Raw genomic sequence first — 19,736 nt, forward strand, 5'->3', positions numbered from 1 at the left:
GATGATTGTGCTCGGACAAGCGCGCCGCCCCTCCCCTCCCCCCTCTGCGGGGGAGGGTGGCCCCCGAAGGGGATCGGGAGAGGGGAAACCCCGCTTCCGGAGATGGCTGGTCGAGGGCGGCCAAGCGGCACCGTCGCTCCCCTCTCCCGTCCGCTCCGCGGACACCCTCCCCCGCAGAGGGGGGAGGGTTACCCGGCGGCTCTCGCTGAGCCTGCTCCTGCTGGCCACCCCCGCCCTGGCCCAGGAAGCCATCGTCACCACGCAACTCGGCAACGCCGTCGAGATCGTCGATCTTGCGTCCAAAAGAGTCCTGCACACGATCCCGGTCGCGGGCGCCCCCGCCGGCATCGCGCTGTCGCCCGACCGGGCGCGCGCCTACGTCACCCGGCCCGAGGGACACGGGATCACGGTGATCGATCTCGACTCGCAAAAGGTCCTGTCCGAACTCGCCCTGCCCGGCGGGCCGCTCGGCGTCGGGGTCAACCCGAAATCGGGCGAGGTCTACGTCGCCGATTGGTTCGCCGAGCGGGTGTTCGTGCTGCGCCCCACGCCCGAGGGCCTCAGCCTCGACGGCGAGATCGCCACCGGCCAATCGCCCTCCGGCATCGCCGTGACGCCGGACGGGGCGACGCTGCTGGTGGCCAACCGCGAATCCGATTCCGTCTCGGTGATCGACGTGGCGACCCGCAAGGAGACGCGGTGCATCGCGGTCGGCACCCACCCTTTCGGCCTGACGCTCTCGCCCGACGGCACCCGCGCCTTCACCGCCAACGTCCTGTCCGACGACGTCTCGGCCATCGACCTCGCGGCGGGCCGCGAGACCGGCCGGGTCAAGACCGGCCAGCGCCCCTACGTCATCGCGTTCGCCGGCAACCGCGGCTTCGTCACCGACCAGTATTCCAACACCGTGACGGCGTTCGACCCGGCGACGATGCAGACACTCGGCACGGTCGATGTCGGCGACCACCCCGAGGGCATCGCCGCGACCCGCGACGGTAAGACCGTGGTCGTCGCCAACTGGGGCGACAACTCCCTCAGCCTGATCGACCCGGAGAGCCTCAAGGTGACCGCGACGATCGAGACCGGCGACGGCCCGCGCGCGTTCGGGGATTTTTTGCGGTAGGCCCGTCCCACTCAACCCCCTCATCCTGAGGTGCCGCGAAGCGGCCTCGAAGGAGGGCTCCAGCCAGCCGCGAGACTTCTGGAGCCCTCCTTCGAGGCTCCGCTACGCTCCGCACCTCAGGATGAGGGTGTGGGTGGGAAAACGCGTGGTAACGCGCGAAGAACCGGCGCTCAGGCCGCCGCGGGCGGCTCGCCGGTCTCGCCCTCGGCCGGCGAGTTCAGGATGTCTTCCAACTCGTCCACCAGCAGGTCGATCTGGTCGTCGCTCGCCAGCACCCGCGTGGTGCGGCCGTCCTCGGTGACGAAGGCCAGTTCGATGTCCGCCCCCGTGCGGGTCGCCAGGATGCGGGTGAGTTTCTGGGCTGCGCTCATCTGAACCCCTCTCCTCGTTGTGCGTCCCGGTCAACGCGCGGGACGGGCCGCGTTCCTCACGCGATCAACCCGACCGCCACCGCCGGCCCGCAGGTCGAGACCCACTCGGACCCCTCCGCCGCGACCCGATCGGCGATGAGGGAGGCCAGCGGCACGGCCGTGCGCCCGAGCCGGGCGGCCAGCCGCTCGGCCAGGAAGCGGCCGGCGCCACAGACGACGAGGGGGGCGTCCGGCGGCAGGTCGGGCCGCGACAGCAGCACCGACGCCGCATCGTGCAGGGGGCGCAACTGCGCCTCGGCGAACCACGCGGCGAGCGCGCGCCATTCCTGGCTCGTGCCCTCGCCGCGGTCGCGGCCGACCATGCGGGCGAGCCGCGTCTCGGTCTCGGCGAGCGATTTTCCCTTGAGGTCGGCGCTGTGCTGCTGGTCGGCGCCCTCGGGCAGGTCGCCGGTCAGGCGGTGGATGTCGGCCGCCGTGGCGAACGTCTCGGCCATCAGCGCGGTGCGCCGCCCGCGCCAGGGGGCATGGGTGGCAAACGCCAGGATCGGCGTGCGGACGACGCCGGTATAGACGAGTTCGCCCGTCTCCAGCCGCTCGGCGTCGCTGTAGCCGGTGGCGGCCGGGCGCCCGTCCACGATCGGGATCAGGTCGGCGGTGGTCGAGCCGATATCGACCAGCAGCGCCCGGGGCAGGCCGCGGCCGACCAGCGCCGCGGTGGCGTGCCAGTTGGCGGACGCGATTTTTTCGCAGACGCCGCGCGCCTCCTCGGGGGCGACGAAGCCGGCGCTGCCGGCATAGATGCGTACGCGGCCCTGGAGCGTCGCGGCGGCCCAGTCCGACAGGTTTTGGACACCGTCCGCCCTGTCGGCAAAACAATCGGTCAGCTCGCCCGTCATGGTGACGGCGTGGTCGGCTTGCCCCCGCGCCCAGTCGGGCAGTTCGGAAAACGTCCGGTCGAGGGCCGGGATGCCGCGCCAGAGCGGGCAGGCCGCCTGCACCGCCTCGACCACGCGCCCGTCCACGACGAGGGCCGCCTTGACATGCACCCCGCCGAGATCCCACCCGACGACTCTGCTGTTGGTCCGGTTCACGCGATGTCTCACGCTCTGCAAGGTCGGGCAGCGCCGTTCCGGCTGATCCCGGTGATCGATCTGCGCCGCGGCGTCGTGGTGCGCGCCCGGGCGGGCGAGCGCGATGCCTATGCCCCGATCCTCACCCCCTTGGCCAGGGGCTCCGCCCCGGCGGACGTCGCCCGCGGCCTGCTCGACAGGATCGCCGCCGACACCCTCTACGTCGCCGACCTCGACGCGATCATGGAGGGCACCGAGCCCGACCGCGCCAGCCTGGAGGCCGTGGCCCGCGCCTGCTCCGGCGTGGCTCTGTGGGTCGATGCCGGGTTCTCGGACGCGGCGGGCGTCGAGCGCTTCCTCGCCGCGGGGCTCGGCCGCCCGGTGATCGGCAGCGAGAGCCAGCGCGACGATCGGCTCGTGCGGGCGCTGGGCAACCGCGCCATCCTCTCCCTCGACAGCCGCGGCGCGGAACGGCTCGGGCCAGACGCGCTGCACGAGACGGCGGAAGCGTGGCCCGACGAGACCATCGTGATGACGCTCGCCCGCGTCGGCACCGGCACGGGCCCCGACTTTTCCGGGATCACGCAGGCCGTCGCGCGGGCGGGCGTGCGAAAGGTCTACGCGGCGGGCGGCGTGCGCGGGCCGGACGACGTGACGCGGCTGACGGAAGCGGGTGCAGCCGGGGCGCTGGTGGCCTCGGCGATCCATGACGGGACGCTGCGGTAAAGGCCTCCTACAGGGTGAGAGCCGCCTGGATCGCATACATCTCGCCGACGACGGCCGTGACGTCGATGCGATCGAGCCGCAGCCGGCCATGGGCGATCTGGTTGCGCAGCGCGTAGTAGAACTGCACCCGCGCCCAGGGACTCCCGGCACCGCCCTGCCGGTCGAGGACGAGGGCGGTGCGATCCTCGAACGTCAGGCCGGACAACCGCCGGTCGTCCGGGTTGTAGAGGTCCCAGGCCCGCCGGACCGTCCAGTCCGCATCCGTGCGCCGCTTCCGGATCGCGGCCCGGCAGGCGTCGTCGATGGCGCTTTCGAGCTGCCCCCAGCAGAGGATGAAGTAGGCCTGATCGTTGAGAGGCGCTGCCGCATCTCGATACGGTCCGCGCCGTTCGCGTCGCCCTCCGCGATCGCCCGCGCCCGAAGCATGGTGAGATAGGCGTCGAGTTCGGCATAGAGGGCAGCCAGGGCCGCCAGATCCCGCATGGCCGCCCGCGCTCAGCGCAGCAGCGAGATCACGGCCGCCCGGTCCAGCGGGACGGCCCGGTTGCGATCCGAGATCGGCACCACGAACCATTCGGGAGGTTCGAAGATCGCCGACCGGTCGAGCAGGAGATGATTGACCGACCCGCGCCGGAACTCGAGACGCCCGTTCGCGCCGACGATCCAGAGCGACCGCGGCTCGACGGTCGCGGCGAGCGTGTCGCCTGTCATCAGATCGAGGATCGGGAGCGTGTGCGGCGGCAGCCCGACTTCGCGCATGGGCTCCTCGAACAGGCGCGTGCGCCGATCCCGGACCGAGCGCCAGCCCTCGGGCAACCACGCGTCGATCCGATCGTAGAGATCGGCGATGCGCCGCGTCCAATCGTCGATGCGCCGCTCGACCTGCGCCCGCGTGAGGGTGTCGGCGGTCAGTTCTTCGAGAACGTCGGCCATCGCGGGCTTCCTCCCGGCGCTCGTCCGCCATGGGGTGCCACGGCACCGCCCAAAAAGAAAGGGACGGCCCGAAGGCCGTCCCGATCCGTGTCAACGTCCGAGGAAGATCGAAGCCAGTCGCTGGAGCAGGCCCCGCGGTGCGGGCGGAGGCTCGCTCTGCCCAGGACTGTGTCCGATCTAAGCGTTGGCGGCGAAGGGGTGGGTCGCCGACTTGCGCTGCTCGGTCACGGCCGCGGCCTTCGGCTCGCCGTTCACGGCGCGCTGGATCGACAGCTTGGTGGCCTCGTAGTTGTACTTCTGGATCTTGGCGTCGTCGGCCGCCTCCCAGTGGATGAACACGCCGACCAGCACGAACACGTCGTCGGCCTCGTCCGCCGGGATGATGCCCTCGGCGACGGCATCCTGCACCGCCATGGCGACGCCGTGCTGGGCCGGGCCGAACATCTGGACGGCCTGACGGGCGTCGTTGATGGTGACCTTGTTGAACATCAGGGTGTTCGGCTTGCACGGCAGGTTCGGCGCGATCACGGCGAGCAGGCTGGTGAAGCCGTGCTTGTTGTTGATCAGGCCGTTGGCGAAGGCGGTCTCGGCGGCCGAACCGCGCGGTCCGATGATGAGGTCGATGTGGGCGACTTCGTTGCCGTCACCGACGAGGGCTTCGCCGACCTGAAGCTTGTTGATCTTGGCCATTCGGGGTCTCTCCCTGAATTCATGGAAAAAAGGCCCACCCTTGGGGGCGGGGCCGAAGGCCATCCTTGTTCGCGGCGCCCGGCAGGGGGCCGAGCCGGTTAGCCCGGATAGCGGGGCGGACCCTACAGCGGGCTTTTGCCCCGAACAACCCGCGCCGGAGCCCGAAATCGGCGATTTTTGAGCCGTTTGGACCCTTGACGGGAGAAGACTTCGTTCCTTCGCGGGCGGGGGTCAGCGCGCCTCGCCGCGGGCGCGGAGCAGGGCGTCGAGAAACAGGGTGGCGACCGTGAAGTCGGCGCTCGTGCCGGGGTTGAGGCCGGCGTCCTTCAGCGCTCGGTCGTAGTCGAGCAGGGCCGCGACCGGCTCTCGCGCGAGGTCGAGCCCGGCGAGCCGCGCCGCAGCCTCCGCCCGCACCGACTCGGCACGCGCGGGGCCGTGCTTGCGGGCGATGTGGCTGTCGGGGACTTTGGTGAGGTAGGCGAGATGCACCGCGGTCGTGGTCCAGGGCGCGGCGAGGCCTTGTGCCCGAGCCCGCGCCAACGCGGGCAGGCCAATGTCGAAAAAATCGCGAAAACCGTCGGTGTAGGCGCGGGCGATGCGGTCGCGCGGGCTGCCCTCCGCCATCGCCTCCGCCAGCGAGGGCGTCGGGCCCGCGTCGGTCACGTCGTGGCGGGCGGCCTTTCCCAGGCCGCCGGGATTGGCGTGGCGGATCGCCGCGAACACGTTCGCGGCATCCGACGCGTCGAAGTCGGCGAGAACGGCCGACAGGCTTTCGGTGAGGGGGCCGTGGCCTTCCGCGGCGCCGGCGAGCGGCGCGCAGAGCAGCAGGATGCCGAGATTGGTGTTCTGGCCGACCGCGGCGAACGTCGCCTCGACGCCGCCGCGCACCCGCGCGCCGACCCGTGCGCCTTCGGCCGCGAGCGGCGGGGCCGAGACCTCGGCGCTGGTGACGAAGTCCGCCGTCACCATGCGGTGGCCGGGGGCGTAGGCGTGGACGTTGCCGGGCTTGAGCGCGTCGAGTTCGGCCAGACACGCGGCGCGGTAGAGGTCGGCCACCGTGGCGGCGGGCAGCCCCGTGCTCATCCGAGCGCCGAGACCAGCCGCGGCGGGCGAGCGGCGCGCACCGCGTTGAGGAAGCCGCGGGCGACCGCGCCGGCGATGTCCACATCGGTCACCTGCTGCAGGCCCGACCAGGCCGGCATCGAGTTGACCTCGAGCACCATGAAGCCGCCCTCGCCGTCCTCGACGAGGTCGATGCCGGTGTAGTCGACGCCGACGGCAGCGGCTGCGGCCTCGGCGAGTTCGGCGGCGCGGGGCGGCACGTCCCAGGCGTGCGGGCGACCGCCGCGATGGACGTTGGTGATCCAGCCGTCGCCCTCGCGGATCATGCCGGCGATGGCCCGGCCCTCGCAGACGAAGACGCGGTAGTCGCGCCACAGCCCGTCGGCGCGGGGGATATAGCGCTGGAGATAATAGACGCCGCTGACCGCCTCCGGCGTCGGCAGTTGGTCGGGATGCTCGATCAGCATCAGCCCCTCGCCTTGCGAGCCGAACAGGGGCTTGAGGACGATCGGCGTGCCGGGCCGGGCCTCGCGGGCGACGATCGCGGCGGCGGCCTCGCACTTCGACACCACGAAGGTGTCCGGCGTCGGCAGGCCGGCCCGCGCGATCAGCAGCGAGGTCGCGGCCTTGTCCACCGAGCGCTCGATGGCCACGGGCCCGTTCCAGACGGTGACGCCGGAGGCCACCAGAGCGTGCAGCACGCCGAGCCGCATGGTGGTGGCCTCGAACGTGCCGCCCGCGATGGTGCGCAACAGGACGCCGTCGGGCAGGCCGTCCTCGAAGCCCGGCACGCGCAGGGGCTCGCCCCCGCCCGTCACCACGGCCACGTCGGCGAGCGAGAACAGCACCGGCTCGACGCCGAAGGATTGCAGCGCCGCGCGCAAGCGCGCCTTATGCCAATTGCCGTTGTCGGCCGCGAGCCCGATGCGCATGAACAAACCCGGTTTCCGCTTCGTCCCTCCCCCCTCTGCGGGGGAGGGTGGGCCTCGCGTCAGCGAGGGTCGGGAGAGGGGAGCGACGGTGCCGGAAAGGTCACTGCGTCGGATGACGCGCACCACTTTCTGAACCGTCGCTCCCCTCTCCCGCCTGCTCCGCAGGCACCCTCCCCCACCTCAAGTCGGGCCTGCCCGACTTGAGCACTTAGTATGCGGATATCGGGCAAGCCCGATATCCGTGGGGGGGAGGGTTATCTTGGCGCCGCGCTTCTTACGTGAACGAGGCGTCCACCAGCGTCGGCTCAAGCCGCCCACCCCGGAACGTGTGCCCCGTCCTGACCGACGTCACGATGGCCTCGGCCGGCGAGAACAGCGCCCCGTCGATCTTGTAAAAATCGCCGTTCACGCGTGAAAAAATGTCGGCGAAGGGGGCGCCGTGGTCGGCCGAGGTGGTCGAGGGCAGTTGCTCGGCGAGTTGCTTGGCGTCCGCGTCGTCAGCATCGACGTAGAGTTGGACCCGGCCGCCGTAGATGATGGCGTCGTTGGTGCGGCCCATCGCCTGGATGAAGTCCGGGTGCTGCGGCGAGAGCGGGGCCGAGCCGATGCCGTCGAGGATGCGGTGGAGGTCGAAGCCCACCGTATGGGCCTTGTGCAGCGCCACCTCCAGCACGCGGGCGACGACCTGGGTCGCCCCCGCGAGGCTCTGGGTCGGGGCGTAGATGAAGGTGACGTTCTCCGCCGCGATGCCGGTGGCGGCGGCGACCTTCTGCACCACCGAGGCCGGTGGGGCGGAGGCCGATTCGAGCACGAGCGCGGTCTTCTCCGCGTTGTCGCGGTAGTTCAGCTCCTTGTAGAGTTCCTCCACCACGGCGATGGCGCGGCCGGGGCCGGAGCCCAGCGCGAAGAAGCCGGAATCGCCCTCCTCGTCGGCCAGCGACCAGCCGGCATACTGGCTGCCGAGGCAGGCCAGCACCGGGTCGGCGGAGTGGACGACGATCGAGTAGGGCCAGGAGGCGATCGGGCCGGTCGGCGCGATCGACACGGTGCCGAGGCCCCCGAGGCAGATCTCGGCAATGCGCCGGCCCGCCTCGATGGAGCCGCGGGCGTTGGCGCCGGCATCGACCGTGCGCGCGCCGTTCTCCTGCGCGACGACGAGCCGGAGCTTGGCCGCGTCAGCGACGAGGCTCTCGACCAGCGGGCCCGCCAGCGCGTTGAGGCTCGGGACGGTCGTGTTGGAACTCATGCCTGTTCTCCGTGTCGTCGAGGCGGGCGCGGAGCGCATCCGCCCGCTCCCGCAATTTTTTTGTCACAGCTGCCGCGTCCGGCCCGGTCGCGGTGACCGTGCAGAGCGGCGCGTCACGGCCCACCCGGCTGCCGGCCCGCGGCCGGTCGTGGACATGCGCCGGCCAGTCGAGCGGCGGCAGGGCCGCGTAAGTCCGGGCCGCGTAACAGATCTCGGCGCCTGTTGCATCCGGGGGAGCGGGTTCGAGGGTCGGCAGACGGCCGAGGCCCGCCTCGATATGCGCGAGAAGCAGGGGGGTCGGGCGCCGGTCGAGCACGTCGAGGGTCGCGCCGGGGCGCGGGTTGATCTCGATGAGCCACCAGCACTCGCCGTCGATCAGCAGGTCGGCGCTGGCGAGGCCGGTCAAGCCGGTGGCCGCGACGATCCGGGCGACGGATTCGGCGATGTTTTCGTAGAGGGCTGAGGCAACCGGATGCGCCTCGTCCCGGCCGCGGGCCAGCGCGCCGCCGTAGCGGAACGGGCGCAGGTGCGAGGGCGCCTGCCATTGCTCCGTGAGCGCCAGGGGTTCGATGCGCCGGCCATCAGCGAGGAAGTTGAGGGCGAAGGCGCGGCCGGGCACCTTTTGCTGGAGGTAATGGCCCGGCGGCACCGCGCCGGTGGCGCTCACGCGGATATGCGACCCGCCGCAGCCGCCGACGCGCTTGAGGAGCCACGCGCTGCGTTCCGCTCCATCGCGCTCGGCAGGATACGGCGCTTCTCCTCCCCCTTGCGGGGAGGAGGTAGGAGGTGGGGGTGGTGCAGAAGGCACCGCAACGCTCGATCCTGCACCACCCCCACCCCTACCCCTCCCCGCAAGGGGGAGGGGAACGCGCGTTTCACGCGGCCCATGGGTGATCGCCGGATGCGGGATCGCGAGGCGTTCGCAAAGGGCGGCGAAGCCGACCGGGTTCTTTAGAGTCGCCACCGAAACCGGCGTCGCGCCAAGCAGCGGAAACCGCCCGGCGATCTCTGCCATCATCTCCGGCGCGCCCTCGAACCCGCTGCCGAGCACCACGCCGAGCGGCGCGCCGCCGGCCTCCGCGGCAAGAGCGTCGAGCCCCGAGAGCACAGCGGCCCGGTCCCGCCGCCCCGCCCCGAAGCGACCCGGCAGCGGGCGATGCGCCTCACTGAGCGCCAGCGTGTCCTCATCCCCGAAGAGATCGAGCACGAACGGCCGCAGGCCCGCCCGGCGCGCGGCCTGGGCCAGCGCCCGGCCGGACTGGGCGGCGATCAGCAGCGCGCCGCCCTCGCGGATGCGGGGGCTGGTCAGCCGGCGATCTCGACGGCGAGCGTGTAGGCGTCGCGGAAGTCGAGGCAGAGCGGTTCGTCGGCTTCCAGCATCTTGCGGAAGAGCCGGCACTGGGTCTGGTACTTGACGTTGCCGACCGCGAGCGCACCGATGCCGACGCCCTTGCCGACCGGCAGGGGCACGTCCTTGGCGTTCACGTCGATGCCGGCGATGCCGGCGGGCGGCACGGCGTTGACGTCGGAGGCGACGAGCAGCTTCGGCGCGGATTCGAGGTCTTCCGCCGTCAGGATCGGGATGCCGGCCGGGCCGGCGGACAGGATCACGTCGGCGTCGGTGATGGCCGCGCGGCGCGCCTCGGGGAGCGTGCCGTCCACGGCGCCGACCTCGATGCCGAAGCGCCACTTCATGGTGAAGGCGATCTTCGAGACGCGCTCCTCGCCGTCGTGTCCCACGAGCACGGTCTGCGCGCCCTCCAACGCGCCGATCACCGCCGCGACGTAGGCGACGACGCCCGCGCCGCCGAAGATGACGATGCGCTTGCCCTTGAGATCGGTGCCGAACTTCGCCTTCAGCGCCCGGTTCACCTCGGCGACCATCGCGGCGCCCGTGGTGAAGGAGCCGGCCGGGTCGGCGAAGACGTGGTTGACGAAGGGCGGCACGAACGCCTTCTTGGCCCGGTCCACCATGTCGAGGGCGTCCTCGGCGTTCTTGCCGCCGATGAAGATGCCGGTGCGGATGCCGTCCTGCGGCGCGCGGGAGAAGATCGAATCCTGGGTCAGCGACACCACGTCGGCCAGGGTGACGCCGGTATAGGGGATCAGGGTCTCGAAGCCGGCATCGATCGCCATGTTCACGTCGAACGGGCTCATGTGCTTGAGCGGCGTCAGCATGTGCAGGATCGAGCGGGCCATGGTGTTCGTCTCCCGTGATCGCGGCCTTGAATCGCCGTCTCAGGTGCAAAGCCGATCGGACTGGGGCCGGTCAAGCCGATTTGTCGGAAATGGGTCTAGCGAAAAAATATCTAAAGATCGGTCACCGAGGCGCCGTCGTTGCGCCCCCGCGCGATGACGAAGCGCAGCCGCCCCGGCCGGGCGAGGCTCGCCACCAGCCGCTCGGCCTCCGCTTGGCTCGGCATCAGCGCGAAGCCGGTCGGGCCCCAGGAACTCTGGCCGTAGCCCGGCACGCCGGCCTGCGCGATGGCGGCGAGCGCCTCCGCCACCGCGGGGCTGGCGTAGCGCCCGCCCTGGTGCGGGGCGAAATGGTCGCCGATGCGCTTCTGGATCTCGGTGATGCCCGCGCCGAAGCCGGTGGGCTCGGCGGTCGCGGCCGCCGGCAGGATCTGCATCAGCACGATGCGGCAGATCTCGGCGGCCTGCCTCGCATCGAAGGGCGGGAGATCGCGGAAGGCTTCCGTCTCGCGCGAGCCGTGCACGCCGGTCATGCCCTCGTCGAGGATCAGCACGACGCGCCACTCCTCCGGATAGGGCAGCCGGGAAATCACGGGCGGCGGCGCGCCGGACTCGTCGCGCCCGCCATCGACGATCAGCCCGCCCTCGGTGAAGGCGGCGAGCCCCACGCCGGAGCGGTTGCCGCGGTCGAGCACGTCGGCGAAGTCTGAAGGCAGAAACGGTCGGCCGTTGAGGCGCGCCAGCGCAGCGGCGACCGCGAGCGCGAGCTGCGTCCCCGAGCCGAAGCCGGCATGGGGCGGGATCGCCTCCTCGACCTCGATGGCCACCGTATCCGGCACGTCGAGATAGGAGGCCGCCGCTAGAAGGTTCGCCCGCACCCGCTCGGCCTCCGGGCCGGTGGCGGCGACGCGCTTGGCGGGCCGCGCCACGAGCTGCACCGCGGGCGCATCGAGGGCGAGCCCGATGCTGCCGAAGCGCCGCCCCAGCCCGCCGTTGAGATCGAGGAAGCCGAAATGCAGCCGCGCCGGGGCGCGGACGCGGACCCCCGCCAAAGGTCCTGTCACAGGGCCGGTCGCGGTCTCACCCGTGCGTTGCGGGACCTCGGCCACCGTCGCTTCCCTCATTCGTCATGCTGCTGGGACCGGTTCGGACCCGGCGCGCGGCTTGTCCCATGCGGCGGCGCCCGCGACAACCACGAAGGCGCCGCCGGTACGGTACCACCCTCCTCCGCCGTCATTCCGGGGCCGCGCAGCGGAACCCGGAATCCACCCGTGATGCGCGGCCTCACGAGGCGTCGCGGCCAGTCGTGGATTCCGGGTTCTCGCCTTCGGCGAGCCCCGGAATGACGGGGGAGCGGGATCGCCGCCATTTTCCCATCCCCTGCCCGATGGGCCGGAATTCCCATTCGGAAAACCGTGGCGGGATCGGCGCGGGGGGACTTGCGGGCGCGGTGACAGGAATGCAAAACCATCACGCTCCTTCGCGGAGCCGGTCCGAGCATCTGCCCGCCCCGTCACGGCGCGGGACATCGAGGCTCCACCAAGGGCGCTTCTCCGGCGTCCCTCGGACACGGCCGTCTTTCGCCCCGCTCATCCCGCGGGGATGCCCGAAGAAACGACGGTGAGGAATCATGGCAGCCTGGGTGAAGGGGGGCGCGGCGGATGTGGACGCGGCGGTGGCGGCCGCCGCCGACCTGCTCGCAACGGCCCGCGTGCCGGTGCTGGCCGGCCTGAACGCCGACGTGGCGGCCCTGCGCGCCGCCTACCGCCTCGCCGAGACGCTCGGCGCCTCGCTCGATCCGGTGGCCGGCCCCGGCATATACGCCGAACTCGGCGCGCTCAGCGCGGGCGGCGCCATGACGACGACGCGGGCCGAGACCACGGCACGGGCCGACGTGGTGCTGATCCTCGGCAATCGCCCGTGGGACGGCGACCTGATCGCCGAGATCGCCGCCGCCCCGATCCGCCGCGGCCGGGCGACCGGTTCCGAGCGCGCCCTGCTCTCGCTCGGCGGCCCGCAGAACGGCGCGATCCGCCACGTCGCCTACGGCGCGGACGAGGGCGGGCTCGCCGTCTCCCTCGGGCACCTGCGCGCCTTCGCCAAGGGGCATCTGGCCGGTGAAGAAGCCTTCGCCGACCTCGCCCGGCGCCTGTTCGCCGCGCAATACGGCGTCGTGATCTACGACGCGGAGGAACTCGGCGAGATCGGCGTGGAGATGCTGCAGGGTCTGATCCGCGACCTCAACGAATCCACCCGCTTCTTCACCCTGCCGCTCGCCGACCCGTTCCAGGGCCGCGCCACGGTGCAGCTTTCCGCCTGGACCACCGGTCAGGCGCCTCGCGTCGGCTTCGGCCGGCATCTGCCCGAACACGATCCCTGGCGCTTCGACAGCGCCCGCCAGATCGCCGCGGGCGAGGCCGACGCCGCCCTGTGGCTCGCCGCCCTCCCCGCCCCGCGTCCGGACTGGCTCGGCACGCTGCCGACCGTCGCCATCGTCGGCGAGGGCTCGACCGAGGCCGCGGGCGAGACCGCGGAGGTCGTCATCACCGTCGGCGTGCCGGGCGAGTCTGTGGGCGGCGCGCTGTGGAACCAGCGGCGCGGCGTCATCGCCTACGCGGACGCCACGAGTCCGGCCGAGGCCGAGACCGCCGCGGGCGTGCTCGCCCGCATCCGCGACCGCCTCATCGAGAAGGGTGTCTCATGCTGATCCGCATCCAGGGCGGACGGGTGGTCGATCCGACCGCCGGGCGCGACGGCGTCGGCGACGTCTGGATCGAGGACGGCCGCGTCGTCGCCCCGTCGGAGCGTACCCCCGACGAGACCATCGACGCCACCGGCTGCGTCGTGATGGCCGGCGGCGTCGAGGTCCACTCGCACATCGCGGGCGGCAACGTGGTGATGAGCCGCCTGCTCCTGCCCGACCTCTACGTCAGCGAGTCGGCGCCGAACGGCCATCCCTTTGCCCATGCCGGCGGCTCGGGCAGCTGGGTCGGCGCGAACTATGCGCGGATGGGCTACACCACCGCGGTCGAGCCGGCGCTGCCGCCCTCGAACGCGCTCGCGACCCATCTCGAACTCGCCGACATCCCCCTGCTCGACCGCGGCGGCCTCGCGGTACTCGGCAACGACGACCACCTGCTGCAATTGCTACGCGACGGCGAGGGCAAGGCGGCGGTGCGCGATCTCGTACAGCAGACGCTCGCCCATTCGCGGGGCTTGGGCGTCAAGTGCATCAACGCGGGCGGCGCCTCGGCCTTCAAGGACGGCGTCTTGAAGCTCAGCCTCGACGACGAGATTCCCTGCTACGGGCTCTCGACGCGCACGATCATGTCGGCGCTGCTCGACGCGGTGGAGGAGATCGGCGTGCCGCATCCGCTGCACGTCCACTGCAACAACCTGGGGCTCCCCGGCGCCGACGACTCGCTCGTCGCGACGCTGGAGGCCGCGGAAGGCCGGCGCATCCACTTCGCCCACGCCCAGTTCTACGCCTACGGCGTCGCCGACCCCGAGAACCCGATGACCGGCGGCTTCCGCTCGGCCGCCGAGCGGATCAACGCGGCGATGGAGGCCCACCCCAACGCCACCTACGACGTCGGTCAGGTGGTGTTCGGCCAGACCGTGACGATCTCGCTCGACATCCTGCGCCAGTTCGGCGGCCGCAAGGGCGCGAAGCCGAAGAAGTGGGTGCTGTCGGCGGGCGATGCCGAGGGCGGCGGCGTGGTGCCGTTCCTCTACCGGCCGCGCGGCCCCGTCTCGTCGCTGCAATGGGCGATCGGCCTGGAGCTGATGCTGCTGTCCTCGAACCCCGAGCGCACCATCCTGACCACCGACCATCCCAACGGCGGCGTCTTCACCGAGTATCCGCGCATCATCCACCTGCTGATGGATGCCGAGGAGCGGGCGCGTGAGATCGCGACGCTGCCCGCGGTCGTCGGCGAGCGCTCGGGCCTGCCCAAGATCGAGCGCGAATATACGTTGAGCGAGATCGCGCAGCTGACCCGCTCGGGTCCGGCCAAGCTCCTCGGGCTGACCGATCGTGGACACCTGCGCGAGGGCGCGAAGGCCGACATCGCGATCTACCGCGACGACAGGAACCGCACGGCGATGTTCTCCCACGCCAAGCTGGTGCTGAAGGACGGCCAGAGAATCGTCGAGGACGGCGAGGTGGTGGCGTGGTTCTCCGGCAAGACGCTGTCGCTGAACGTCGAAGCCGATGCCGGGATGGAGAAGCGCGCCGAGAGCTACCTGCAGGACCGCTTCGGCGCCGGCCTCGACACCTTCGCGGTGCCGGACGCCGCGTTCCCGGAGCAGACCAGGACGTTCGAAGACGTGGCGTGCCGGGCGTGAGGAACTGATCTGATGGCTGACCTCACCCTCAACGGCATCAAGGTCGAGGACACCTTCGCCGAGGCCTTCGACGTCGCGGGCACCGCGATCATCGTGACCAACGACACGCCGAAATGGGCGATGATCGCGGCCACGGTGATGACGGGCTTCGCCACCTCGGTGATCGGCTGCGGCGCCGAGGCCGGCATCGACGCCGAACTCTCGCCCGACGAGACCCCCGACGGGCGCCCCGGCGTGCGCATCCTGCTGTTCGGCTTCGAGCCGAACGGGCTCAAGGAGCAGCTCCTGAAGCGCGTCGGCCAGTGCATCCTCACCTGCCCCGGCACGGCGTGCTTCGCCGGCGTCGAGGGCCCGCACACGATCAAGCTCGGCGGCGCGATCCGCTACTTCGGCGACGGCTTCGCGGTCGCCAAGCGCCTGCCCGACGCGAGCGGGAAGATGCGCCGCTACTGGCGCATCCCCGTGATGGACGGCGAGTTCCTGTGCGAGGATTCGACCCGCGCGGTCGACGGCGCGGTCGGCGGCGGCAACCTGCTGTTCCTCGGCCGCAAGCATTCGGACACGCTCATCGTCGCCGAGATCGCGGTGGAGGCGGCGAAAGCCATTCCCGGCGCGATCCTGCCCTTCCCCGGCGGCATCGTCCGCTCCGGCTCGAAGGTCGGCGGGCGCACCAAGGGCATGATGGCCTCGACCAACGACGCCTATTGCCCGACGCTGAAAGGCCGCGCCGGCTCGGCGCTGCCGCCCGAGTGCGGCGTGGTGCTGGAGATCGTCATCGACGCGCTGACCTCGCAAGGCGTCGCCGAATCGATGCGCGCGGCGCTCCACGCCTCGACCGAGATCGGCGCCAAGTACGGGCTCGTGGCGGTCACCGCCGGCAATTACGGCGGCAATCTCGGCCGGCACCACTACCACCTCCGCGACCTGTTGGAGAAACCCGCCGCATGAGCACGCTGAGACTGCGCGGGGCGCCGCCGGAGCGGATCGACCTCCTCAACGTGACGCCGCTGGCGCTCAAGGGCCTCTCCGAATCGGAAGCCGGCAAGCTGGCCGTGGGCACCAGCCGCCGCGGCGTCAGCCTCGGCGACCTGTTCGAGATCAGCCTCGACGGCTCCGACACCCTGGTGATCGAGGGCGGCTCGGACCGGCTCGACCGCGTCGGCGCGGCACTCTCGGAGGGGACGATCCGCGTCGAGGGCGATGTCGGCCAGCGCCTCGGCGAGGGCATGGCCGGCGGCACGCTCACCGTCACCGGCTCGGCCGGCCCGTTCGCGGCGACGGCTGCCACCGGCGGCACCATCACCGTCGAGGGGGATGCCGGCGATCACGCGGGCGGCGCCGTCTACGCCGCCAAGGCCGGGCTCGACGGCGCGACGCTGGTCATCAAGGGCGCGGCCGGCGCCCATCTCGGCGACCGCATGCGCCGCGGGATCATCCTGGCGGGCTCGGCCGGCGCGCAGACCGCCTCGCGGATGATCGCCGGCACCATCGTGGTCTCCGGCGCGATCGGCGATCATCCGGGCTACGGCATGCGCCGCGGCACCCTGATCGCGGGCGGCCACGGCGCCCTGCTCCCGACCTTCGTCGAGACCGGCACATCGGACCTCGTCTACGTCCGCCTGCTCGCCCAGACCCTCAAGCGCCTCGGCGCGGCGCAAGCCGGCCTGCTCGGCGGGACGCTGCGGCGCTACTCGGGCGATCTCGCGACGCTGGGGAAGGGCGAGATGTTCGTGCCGGCGTAAAGCCGGACCGCTCGCCCCTACTCCCACCGGCCGTCATTCCGGGGCCGCGCAGCGGAACCCGGAATCCACGACTGGCCGCGACGGTTCGACTTCAGGCGGGCTTCCCGCATCACGGGTGGATTCCGGGTTCTCGCCTGCGGCGAGCCCCGGAATGACGGCGGGAGGCTGGTCGAACCGGCACGATCCTGCCCCTGCGCCCATCCGCCCCTGCATGAAATCCCTTGCCGGCCTGCCGCTTCGTCCCACTTGTCCCCGGACGCGGCGCGGGCGTTCAGCCTTCAGCCGCTCACCCTGCGAGGTCGTGCGGCATGTTCCTGCTCCTGTCCGTCTGTCTCATCGCCGAGCCGACGAAGTGCCACGACGAGCGGATCAACCTCGCCTTCGACAACCCCAATCCGTTCCTGTGCCTGCGCAACTCGCAGGCGACGCTGGCCGCGTGGCAGGAGGAGCATCCCGATCTGCACGTGAAGAGTTGGCGCTGCGCGCCGAAGGGCAGCGTGCCGGACAAGACGTGAGACGGCCCTAGAGGAGGCGAACAGCCGGACATCGTGCCCGCGCTTGAGCCCCCCGCCCCGCGGTGGCAGGGTCCACCCGCCGCCCTCAGCGGCGGGAACACTGAAAACCCATGCGTTCGCTCAAGGTCCGGTTCGCCCTGTTGCTCGGCGGCACGGCGCTCATCGCGCTGATGGCGGCAGGCGGCGTGCTGTGGTCGACGCGGCTGTCCGAGCGCGTCATCGAGCGGACGCTCGCCGCCCAGCACCGGCTGGAGCTGATGGCGGAACTCTCGGGGCGGCTGGCGCAATACGGGCTCGCCGCGATCGAGAGCGTCAACAACCCCGACGCGCCGCCCGAAGCCCTGTCGGTGACCCGCGACCGGGTCGATCAGGCGCTCACCGCCGTCGACGACGCCCTCGGGCGGGGGCTCGGGTCGAGCAGCGACCCGGAGGACCGCATCCAGTATCTCGCCCGCACCCGGCCGCTCGCCAGCGTGCGCGCGGCCCGGGCCATGCTGGACCGGCAGGTGCTGAGAGCGCAGCGCGAGGGCGAGCCGGAGCGGCGGCGCAACGCCATGCAGGGGGCGCTCAACGGCTTCGGCGCGATGACCGGCCCGCCGCTGTCGCTGCTGATCGAGGCCGAGCGGCGCAGCATGAACGCGGGCTCCGAGGACGCCCGCAACCTGTCGCAGCGGCTCACCGCCGCCTCGCTCGCCGCGATGGCGCTGGCGCTCGCCTTCGTCGGGCTGCTCTACCGCACGGTGACGCGCCCGACCCTGGCGCGCATCGCCGAGATCCGCCGCGCCGCGACCGCCGTCGGCAGCGGCGCGCTCGACACCCGCCTCTCGGTCGAGACCCGCGACGAACTCGGCGTGCTGGTGGCGAACTTCAACCGGATGGTGGCGCGCCTGTCGCGGCGCGAGGGGCGGCTCGCCGCCGACCGCGCCGCCCTGGAGGACACGGTGCAGGCCCGCACCGCCGACCTTCGCGCGGCCAACGAACGGCTCGAGATGGTCGATCGCTCGCGCCGCCGCTTCTTCGCCGACGTGAGCCACGAACTGCGCACGCCGCTCACCGTCATCCTCGGCGAATGCGACCTCGCCCAGCGCTCGATCGAGCGGGGAAGCCCGCGGCCGACCGACTTCACCTCCGTCTTCGGCACGATCCGCAAGCGGGCGCAGGGGCTGAAGCGCCGGGTGGAGGACCTGCTGCGCGTCGCCCGCTCGGAATCGGGCCAGATCGAACTCGACCGGCGCCCGGTCTCGGCGGTCGCCATCGCCAGCGACGCGGTCGACGGCCTCGCCTCCGAGGCCGCGCGCCGCCGGATCGAGCTGGTGCTGGAGCCCGGCGCCCGCGACATCGAACTCTCCGCCGACCCGGAATGGCTGCGCCAAGTCATCGAGAGCCTGATCGACAACGCCTTCCGCCACGCCAGCGGGCTGACCCGCGTGACCGTCTCGGTGGACGAGCGGTTCGGGGCGCACGGCGAGCGCGCCCTCATCGCCATCGAGGACGACGGGCCGGGCTTTCCGGCGGACGCGGAGGGGCTGTTCGAGCGGTTCCGGCGCGACAACCATTCGGGAGAGCCGGGCTTCGGCATCGGTTTGGCCCTGGCGCGCTGGGTCGTTGAGCGGCATGATGGCACGATCAGCCTCGGCAAGGCCGGGCCAGGACTCAAGTCGAATGCAGGCGCACGGGTGGTCCTCGACCTGCCCGCGTTCGACCTGAGCGCCGGTCCGGCTGGACACGGGGCGTCACGGGAGAGGATCGACGCCGTATGACGCGCGTTCTGATCGTCGAGGACGACATCGACATCCGCGGCATGCTGGCCCGCGGCCTGGAGGCGGAGGGGTTCGACGTGGGCGTCGCCGGCCGCGTCGAGGACGCGCTGAGCGCCGCCCGCGACGCCGCCCCCGAGGCGGTGGTGCTCGACATCACGCTCCCCGACGGTTCGGGCCACGACGTCTGCCGCTCGTTGCGCGAGGGCGGCTATCCCGGCGCGATCCTGTTCCTGAGTGCCCGCGACGAGGTGCGCGACCGCGCCGAGGGGCTGGCGCTCGGGGCCGACGACTACATCGTCAAGCCGTTCGTGTTCGACGAATTGCTGGCCCGCTTGCAGGTCCACCTGCTGCGCCGCCGCGAGGCCGACACGCCGCGCACGGTGTTCACCGCGGGCCGGCTGACGCTGGACGTGAACATCCGCCAGGTCAGCTTCGGCGAGGCCTCGGCCCGGCTGACGCCGCGGGAGGCGGAGCTGCTCGCCCTGCTGATGCAGGAGGTGAACCGCCCGATCTCGCGCGGCGAGATCTTCGACCGCCTCTGGGCGAGCCAGGGCGGGCTCTCGCTCAACGTGGTCGATGTCTATGTCGGCTATCTGCGCTCGAAGCTCTCGGACTTCGTCCGCTTCGGCGGCCCGGTCATCACCACGGTGCGCGGCAAGGGCTTCATGCTCGACCTGAGGGGCCAGGACTTCAAGCACTAGGTTCTTGTGCCGCTCTCTTGCCGCGCTCTTGCCGCTCTCGCTCCGAGGGTGGGAACATGGTTCTGAGAGCCTGGGCGACGCCGTTCTGGATCGGCCGACATTCCTGCATGCTCATCGGCGATCCGAACGGCGCGCGATAGGCGAGATCCACCGCATGCCAGAAGGCGACGCGTTCGCCCGGCGTCAGTCGGCTCAGGACCGTCCGGATCTCGGCCATGGCCGCGGCGGCACGCAAACCCAGCTCATCGGACGTGTACGGAACCTGCGGAATCGTCATTGTGAAGTCCTACCGGACGCTTCGGGTCTCCTCGGCAGGTAAGAG

The 19,736-nt window shown here is 71.7% G+C and carries 21 protein-coding genes; 9 read left to right on the top strand and 12 right to left on the bottom strand.

What is annotated here, in order from left to right:
- Nucleotide 1: 1 nt before the first annotated feature.
- A complete protein-coding gene (locus AAHG03_RS03760) occupies nt 2–1,123 on the top strand; it encodes a YncE family protein (RefSeq protein ID WP_342148872.1) in 1,122 nt (373 codons plus the stop codon).
- Between the two features lie 170 nt (nt 1,124–1,293).
- Here AAHG03_RS03760 and AAHG03_RS03765 read toward each other — a convergent pair whose 3' ends face one another.
- Together AAHG03_RS03765 and AAHG03_RS03770 are read right to left on the bottom strand one after the other, a co-directional pair.
- On the bottom strand, nt 1,294–1,494 hold the full coding sequence (locus AAHG03_RS03765; protein ID WP_342148873.1) for a hypothetical protein: 201 nt from the start codon (nt 1,492–1,494) through the stop codon (nt 1,294–1,296).
- A 56-nt stretch (nt 1,495–1,550) separates the two neighbouring features.
- Nucleotides 1,551–2,585: a hydantoinase/oxoprolinase family protein gene (locus AAHG03_RS03770; RefSeq protein WP_342148875.1), complete on the bottom strand. Its 1,035-nt coding sequence runs from the start codon at nt 2,583–2,585 to the stop codon at nt 1,551–1,553.
- 3 nt (nt 2,586–2,588) lie between these two features.
- Here AAHG03_RS03770 and AAHG03_RS03775 point away from each other — a divergent pair, with 3 nt between their 5' ends.
- Entirely contained in the window at nt 2,589–3,290 is a 702-nt protein-coding gene (locus tag AAHG03_RS03775) for a HisA/HisF-related TIM barrel protein (RefSeq protein WP_342148877.1), read from the top strand.
- A 7-nt stretch (nt 3,291–3,297) separates the two neighbouring features.
- Here the strand turns inward: AAHG03_RS03775 and AAHG03_RS03780 are convergent, their stop codons facing one another.
- The 9 genes from AAHG03_RS03780 to AAHG03_RS03820 all read right to left on the bottom strand — a co-directional run bounded on the left by AAHG03_RS03780 (nt 3,298) and on the right by AAHG03_RS03820 (nt 11,458).
- The gene (locus AAHG03_RS03780) at nt 3,298–3,495 is read right to left on the bottom strand and encodes a hypothetical protein (RefSeq protein WP_342148879.1); all 198 of its coding nucleotides are present in this window, start codon (nt 3,493–3,495) and stop codon (nt 3,298–3,300) included.
- 290 nt (nt 3,496–3,785) lie between these two features.
- The gene (locus AAHG03_RS03785) at nt 3,786–4,223 is read right to left on the bottom strand and encodes a hypothetical protein (RefSeq protein WP_342148880.1); all 438 of its coding nucleotides are present in this window, start codon (nt 4,221–4,223) and stop codon (nt 3,786–3,788) included.
- A 177-nt stretch (nt 4,224–4,400) separates the two neighbouring features.
- Entirely contained in the window at nt 4,401–4,913 is a 513-nt protein-coding gene (gene fae / locus AAHG03_RS03790; RefSeq protein ID WP_342148881.1) for a 5,6,7,8-tetrahydromethanopterin hydro-lyase, read from the bottom strand.
- A 231-nt stretch (nt 4,914–5,144) separates the two neighbouring features.
- The gene (locus tag AAHG03_RS03795) at nt 5,145–5,996 is read right to left on the bottom strand and encodes a triphosphoribosyl-dephospho-CoA synthase (protein WP_342148883.1); all 852 of its coding nucleotides are present in this window, start codon (nt 5,994–5,996) and stop codon (nt 5,145–5,147) included.
- Entirely contained in the window at nt 5,993–6,907 is a 915-nt protein-coding gene (locus AAHG03_RS03800; protein ID WP_342148884.1) for an ATP-grasp domain-containing protein, read from the bottom strand. The genes AAHG03_RS03795 and AAHG03_RS03800 overlap by 4 nt, the downstream gene beginning before the upstream one ends.
- Before the next feature lie 274 nt (nt 6,908–7,181).
- Nucleotides 7,182–8,153, bottom strand: a complete 972-nt coding sequence (gene mch, locus AAHG03_RS03805) for a methenyltetrahydromethanopterin cyclohydrolase (RefSeq protein ID WP_342148885.1) — start codon at nt 8,151–8,153, stop codon at nt 7,182–7,184.
- Entirely contained in the window at nt 8,083–9,360 is a 1,278-nt protein-coding gene (locus tag AAHG03_RS03810) for an ATP-grasp domain-containing protein (RefSeq protein WP_342148886.1), read from the bottom strand. Before AAHG03_RS03810 ends, mch begins: the two co-directional genes overlap by 71 nt.
- Before the next feature lie 98 nt (nt 9,361–9,458).
- Nucleotides 9,459–10,352 (bottom strand): NAD(P)-dependent methylenetetrahydromethanopterin dehydrogenase, encoded by an 894-nt coding sequence (mtdB, locus tag AAHG03_RS03815; RefSeq protein ID WP_342148887.1) that lies wholly within the window; start codon nt 10,350–10,352, stop codon nt 9,459–9,461.
- A gap of 110 nt (nt 10,353–10,462) precedes the next feature.
- Nucleotides 10,463–11,458 (bottom strand): beta-ribofuranosylaminobenzene 5'-phosphate synthase family protein, encoded by a 996-nt coding sequence (locus AAHG03_RS03820; protein WP_342148889.1) that lies wholly within the window; start codon nt 11,456–11,458, stop codon nt 10,463–10,465.
- Nucleotides 11,459–11,979: 521 nt separating this feature from the next.
- Between AAHG03_RS03820 and AAHG03_RS03825 the strand changes: the two genes are divergently transcribed.
- The 7 genes from AAHG03_RS03825 to AAHG03_RS03855 all read left to right on the top strand — a co-directional run bounded on the left by AAHG03_RS03825 (nt 11,980) and on the right by AAHG03_RS03855 (nt 19,414).
- Nucleotides 11,980–13,056 carry a formyltransferase gene (locus tag AAHG03_RS03825; RefSeq protein ID WP_342148891.1) on the top strand — a complete coding sequence of 359 codons (1,077 nt, stop codon included), beginning with the start codon at nt 11,980–11,982 and terminating at the stop codon, nt 13,054–13,056.
- Complete coding sequence (locus AAHG03_RS03830) at nt 13,050–14,696, top strand: formylmethanofuran dehydrogenase subunit A (protein ID WP_342148892.1); 1,647 nt, start codon at nt 13,050–13,052, stop codon at nt 14,694–14,696. Before AAHG03_RS03825 ends, AAHG03_RS03830 begins: the two co-directional genes overlap by 7 nt.
- A gap of 12 nt (nt 14,697–14,708) precedes the next feature.
- Complete coding sequence (gene fhcD, locus AAHG03_RS03835) at nt 14,709–15,644, top strand: formylmethanofuran--tetrahydromethanopterin N-formyltransferase (protein WP_342148893.1); 936 nt, start codon at nt 14,709–14,711, stop codon at nt 15,642–15,644.
- On the top strand, nt 15,641–16,438 hold the full coding sequence (locus AAHG03_RS03840; RefSeq protein ID WP_342148894.1) for a formylmethanofuran dehydrogenase subunit C: 798 nt from the start codon (nt 15,641–15,643) through the stop codon (nt 16,436–16,438). The genes fhcD and AAHG03_RS03840 overlap by 4 nt, the downstream gene beginning before the upstream one ends.
- A 308-nt stretch (nt 16,439–16,746) precedes the next feature.
- Nucleotides 16,747–16,953 carry a hypothetical protein gene (locus AAHG03_RS03845; protein ID WP_056247344.1) on the top strand — a complete coding sequence of 69 codons (207 nt, stop codon included), beginning with the start codon at nt 16,747–16,749 and terminating at the stop codon, nt 16,951–16,953.
- 110 nt (nt 16,954–17,063) lie between these two features.
- Complete coding sequence (locus tag AAHG03_RS03850) at nt 17,064–18,713, top strand: sensor histidine kinase (RefSeq protein WP_342148895.1); 1,650 nt, start codon at nt 17,064–17,066, stop codon at nt 18,711–18,713.
- Nucleotides 18,710–19,414: a response regulator transcription factor gene (locus AAHG03_RS03855; RefSeq protein WP_342148897.1), complete on the top strand. Its 705-nt coding sequence runs from the start codon at nt 18,710–18,712 to the stop codon at nt 19,412–19,414. The genes AAHG03_RS03850 and AAHG03_RS03855 overlap by 4 nt, the downstream gene beginning before the upstream one ends.
- Here AAHG03_RS03855 and AAHG03_RS03860 read toward each other — a convergent pair.
- The gene (locus AAHG03_RS03860) at nt 19,404–19,691 is read right to left on the bottom strand and encodes a hypothetical protein (protein WP_342148899.1); all 288 of its coding nucleotides are present in this window, start codon (nt 19,689–19,691) and stop codon (nt 19,404–19,406) included. The genes AAHG03_RS03855 and AAHG03_RS03860 overlap by 11 nt on opposite strands.
- Nucleotides 19,692–19,736: the final 45 nt, after the last annotated feature.

It is taken from the genome of Methylorubrum subtropicum (genome assembly GCF_038442325.1).
Classification (GTDB): Bacteria; Pseudomonadota; Alphaproteobacteria; order Rhizobiales; family Beijerinckiaceae; genus Methylobacterium; species Methylobacterium subtropicum.

What these genes read in the sequence shown, in the direction of transcription:
- AAHG03_RS03850 (WP_342148895.1), top strand. Translation starts at nt 17,064, where the DNA reads ATGCGTTCGCTCAAGGTCCGGTTCGCCCTGTTGCTCGGCGGCACGGCG.
- AAHG03_RS03845 (WP_056247344.1), top strand. Translation starts at nt 16,747, where the DNA reads ATGTTCCTGCTCCTGTCCGTCTGTCTCATCGCCGAGCCGACGAAGTGC.
- fhcD (WP_342148893.1), top strand. Translation starts at nt 14,709, where the DNA reads ATGGCTGACCTCACCCTCAACGGCATCAAGGTCGAGGACACCTTCGCC.
- AAHG03_RS03860 (WP_342148899.1), bottom strand. Translation starts at nt 19,691, where the DNA reads ATGACGATTCCGCAGGTTCCGTACACGTCCGATGAGCTGGGTTTGCGT.
- mch (WP_342148885.1), bottom strand. Translation starts at nt 8,153, where the DNA reads ATGAGTTCCAACACGACCGTCCCGAGCCTCAACGCGCTGGCGGGCCCG.
- AAHG03_RS03765 (WP_342148873.1), bottom strand. Translation starts at nt 1,494, where the DNA reads ATGAGCGCAGCCCAGAAACTCACCCGCATCCTGGCGACCCGCACGGGG.
- AAHG03_RS03775 (WP_342148877.1), top strand. Translation starts at nt 2,589, where the DNA reads ATGTCTCACGCTCTGCAAGGTCGGGCAGCGCCGTTCCGGCTGATCCCG.
- fae (WP_342148881.1), bottom strand. Translation starts at nt 4,913, where the DNA reads ATGGCCAAGATCAACAAGCTTCAGGTCGGCGAAGCCCTCGTCGGTGAC.
- mtdB (WP_342148887.1), bottom strand. Translation starts at nt 10,352, where the DNA reads ATGGCCCGCTCGATCCTGCACATGCTGACGCCGCTCAAGCACATGAGC.
- AAHG03_RS03840 (WP_342148894.1), top strand. Translation starts at nt 15,641, where the DNA reads ATGAGCACGCTGAGACTGCGCGGGGCGCCGCCGGAGCGGATCGACCTC.
- AAHG03_RS03795 (WP_342148883.1), bottom strand. Translation starts at nt 5,996, where the DNA reads ATGAGCACGGGGCTGCCCGCCGCCACGGTGGCCGACCTCTACCGCGCC.
- AAHG03_RS03825 (WP_342148891.1), top strand. Translation starts at nt 11,980, where the DNA reads ATGGCAGCCTGGGTGAAGGGGGGCGCGGCGGATGTGGACGCGGCGGTG.
- AAHG03_RS03800 (WP_342148884.1), bottom strand. Translation starts at nt 6,907, where the DNA reads ATGCGCATCGGGCTCGCGGCCGACAACGGCAATTGGCATAAGGCGCGC.
- AAHG03_RS03785 (WP_342148880.1), bottom strand. Translation starts at nt 4,223, where the DNA reads ATGGCCGACGTTCTCGAAGAACTGACCGCCGACACCCTCACGCGGGCG.
- AAHG03_RS03760 (WP_342148872.1), top strand. Translation starts at nt 2, where the DNA reads ATGATTGTGCTCGGACAAGCGCGCCGCCCCTCCCCTCCCCCCTCTGCG.
- AAHG03_RS03855 (WP_342148897.1), top strand. Translation starts at nt 18,710, where the DNA reads ATGACGCGCGTTCTGATCGTCGAGGACGACATCGACATCCGCGGCATG.
- AAHG03_RS03830 (WP_342148892.1), top strand. Translation starts at nt 13,050, where the DNA reads ATGCTGATCCGCATCCAGGGCGGACGGGTGGTCGATCCGACCGCCGGG.